The sequence below is a fragment of the Nocardia sp. NPDC004260 genome, assembly GCF_053603155.1.
Genome location: NZ_JBSGEZ010000193.1, coordinates 1 through 3,657 on the forward strand (window position 1 = coordinate 1; position 3,657 = coordinate 3,657).

General features: G+C 63.9%; 1 protein-coding gene and 1 pseudogene. One reads left to right on the forward strand and one right to left on the reverse strand.

Going from position 1 to position 3,657, the window contains the following annotated elements; translation table 11 throughout:
• Positions 1-801 precede the first annotated feature (801 nt).
• Entirely contained in the window at positions 802-1,917 is a 1,116-nt protein-coding gene (locus ACWEO7_RS38610) for a nitric oxide synthase oxygenase (protein ID WP_452430698.1), read from the forward strand.
• A 142-nt stretch (positions 1,918-2,059) separates the two neighbouring features.
• Here the strand turns inward: ACWEO7_RS38610 and ACWEO7_RS38615 are convergent.
• A pseudogene (locus ACWEO7_RS38615) lies at positions 2,060-3,284 on the reverse strand (IS110 family transposase).
• Between the last annotated feature and the right edge of the window lie 373 nt (positions 3,285-3,657).

The window sequence follows — 3,657 nt, forward strand, 5'->3', positions numbered from 1 at the left end:
ATCGGTCACCACCTCATCAACCACAGCAAGAGTCTCAAAGACATTGCACGGCAAACCAAACCGACACACCGATTCATTCTGAACTGAGTTCTTAGTACAGATACCCGTCGACCGCTGCCTGCTTGTGCAGCGTCATGACCACACAATCCAAGGTACGCAAACGTTCAGCAGCAATGAATGTATGAGGTTGGCGCGGCTATTACTGAATGGTGACGTAGGTAGGCATTGCTGAATGGTGGTGTAGGTAGATATATTTCGAGCTATAGGGGGATTGTTGCAGGTGATGGGTAGCTTTCGGTGGGAATCGTGAACGGACAGCAAGTGCGGAAAGGGGTGGTGAAGGAGAACCGGTGTATGCACTTGGCATCCAAGTCCCCGAACGACGTAACGTGCGGGGGGACGGAGTCGGAAGTCCCCACACCTCTCCCCGCGCCCGGACCACCCACGACTTCGGCCTCACCCGCCGCACCAACACCTCGCAAACTCGACCCACTGTCCCTACTGTGCGCCCCCGCTGGGCAGCGCCTCGGTGACTGGTGCGGGTTTCGCTGGTGTGGTCGTATGTGTTAGTGTCTGGCTCCGCTCCGAATTTCGATCAAGAAGATCCTTTATAACAAGGAACCTCTAGCGGCGATAGGGGCGGTCCAACAGCCTTTACGGCATTCGATTTGCTCCGCACGGTCTGGGTGGCGTGGGGACTAGCCCATCAATTTTGTTTAGAGCACACCCAGGCTGATCCAGAGGTGTCTCGTGAATTGCCCGGCAACGCCACCGGTATCTACCAGCATCAGCCCTGCTGAATTGAAACGATCGTCCGGCTGGCAACTGCAGCGTCGATTACGCGAATGCAACGAGTTCTTCCTGCAACCCGAACTCATCCATCTTCCCGAACAGCGCCGCCACGAGGCTCTGTACCAGCTGCGTGAGCTGGGCACCTACCGGCAGACCGCCGAGGAGATCCGGATCGGTGCGCAGTTGGCGTGGCGTAACCACGATCGCTGTGTGGGGCGCAAACACTGGCGTTCGCTCGATATCATCGACGCTCGCATGGTACGCGAGGCGGCCGATTTCGCCGAGGCCTGCTGGGAACATCTGCGCAGGGCCCGACAGGGGCGTACTCTACGATGCCTCATCACCGTCGGCCCGCCTGCCCAACCCGACCGTCCGCAGTTCCGGATCCTCAGCCCTCAGCTGATCCGCTACGCCGGTTACCGTTACCCAGACGGGCGCGTGGTCGGCGATTCGGCGAATGTTGCGGTCACCGATCTCGCTCGCAAGTTGGGCTGGCAGGGCCGCGGCACCGCGTTCGACGTGTTGCCGGTACTGATCTCCACCCCGGACGAACCGATCCGCTGGTTCGAAGTGCCACGTGAGCTGGTCGACGAGGTCGAACTCGCGCATCCGGACTACCCCTGGTTTATCGACCTCGGCCTGAAATGGCATGCCGTGCCGGCGGTGTCGAACATGGACCTGGAGATCGGCGGGGTCACCTACCCAGCGGCGCCGTTCAATGGGTGGTACGTGTCCACCGAGATCGGCGCTCGAAATCTCGCAGATGTCGACCGCTACAACATGCTGCCCGTGATCGCCGAGCGGATGGGCCTGGACACCAGCCACGAGCGTACGTTGTGGCGGGATCGCGCGCTCGTCGAGCTGAACCGGGCCGTACTGCACAGTTACCGCGTCGCCGGGGTGTACGTCGTCGACCACCACACCGTAGCCAGGCAGTTCATCGACCACGTCGAGCGCGAAAAGGCCGCCGGGCGGGTCTGCCCGACCGACTGGTCCTGGATCAACCCGCCGATGTCCGCGGCGCTGACGCCTACCTTCCATCGCTACTACGACCCGCCCGATCCCGACATCCGACCCAACTTCGTCCGCCGACACGATGAGTGTCAGCCCAGCGCCGACCCGTGAGCACCCCGGACCGCGGCCCCGACGATCCCAACGGTCAGCGCTATCTCCAGTCGGGGCACCGGTAACAATCCGACCACCGACCGCACAGGAGGACGAAGGGGCCCCGTGTCAGACATCCCAGGAGCTTGGATGTCAAGGGAAGTCAGGCAGCGAGGTGTTGGTAGCGGTGTGACCAGGCTGCTTCCTGGCTGTAGGGGGTTTTGGTTTTCAGGCAGCCGTGCAGGATGCCCACGAGCCGGTTCCCGAGCTGGCGGAGGGCGGCGTTGTGGTTCATCTCCCGGCCGCGTAGTTCCTGGTAGTAGGCACGGGCTCCGGGGTCGTGCAGCATCGCGGCGTGGGCTTGGGCGTGCAGGGCGTCGACGAGGCGGTCGTTGTGGACGAACCGAGCGTGGACGGTCTTGGTCTTGCCGGACTGACGGGTGATCGGGGCGGTCCCGGCGTAGTTCTTGCGGGATTTGGCGTCGGTGTAACGGTTTTCGGCGTCGCCGAACTCGGCAAGCACCCGGGCGCCGGTGATCACGCCCATGCCGGGCTGGCTGAGGTAGACCTCAGCGTCCGGGTGCCGGCCAAAACACGACTCGACCTCGCCCTCGAGGATCTTGATCTGCTCGTTGAGGGTGCCTAGGACCGCGACCGTCGCACGGACCGACGCCGCGTAGGCGCCGGCCACCGTGTCGGCTTGGCCGAGATGCTCGGTGCGCAGTGCCGCCTGGATCGCGGCGGCCTTGGCGGGGATATCGCGGCCTCGCGCCCGTTTCAGTGCGGCGGTGACCTGGCCGATCGTCAACCGGGCCGCTGCCGTGGGATCGGCGGCCTTGCCCAGCAGCTCGAGGGTGTCGACACCGGCGAGCCCGAGTGGCTTGTAGGCGGCGAGCGCGGCCGGGAAGTACTCGCGCAGCGTGGTGCGCAGCCGCAGCATGTGCCGGGTGCGTTCCCAGATCATGGTCTGGTGGGCGCGCGCGGCGACCTTGACCGCGGCGGCCTCGTCGGAGTCAGCGGCGACGGGGCGTAGCTGGTGGCGGCGAGTCCGCAGCAGGTCGGCCAGGGTGCGGGCGTCGGCCTTGTCGTCCTTTGCTCCCGACAACGACATCAATTCCCTATGGCGCGCAGCGGTTCGGGTTGACCCCGTAGACCTGGTAGCCGGCCGCGACCAGTGCACGCACCCACGGGCCGCGATCAGTTTCGATGCACACCAGCACCTGGCCGGGATCGGAGTCCTGCGGCAGGAATCGGGCGATCAGCTCATGCAACCGGCTCATGCCCTCGACACCCTCCGGCAGCCGGGCTGCCTTCAGGGTCTGACCGTGTTCGTCTTGCACCTCCACGTCATGGTGATCTTCGGCCCAGTCGTCTCCGACGAACAGCACGTACGCTCCTGAATCTGCCTCGTTCGGTTGTCAGCAGCCGACGGGAGACTCAGCGCCCTAATGGACCAGTGCTCACACCAGAGTTGTTGGCGGGCACGACATCCCATAAGTTGTTTCGCTCCCGACCACCGGCAGGGGCACGGTCTGACACCAGAACTCGAAGTTCAGGTGAGGTTAGTGCTCACCTGCCGGGGCTACCGGCACCGAGTCTGCCCTACTGGCTGGCCCTGTAACTCCCATTAGGTCCGGCCGACGAAGGTGACCGGACCGATGGCATTTCTGAACCGTCCTGGATCCGGTGGAGACCCGAGTTCAGGCCACCTCGGCCGAGATGGTCTGTTGATGGTAGATGTGTTCGTATTCGACCGGTGGC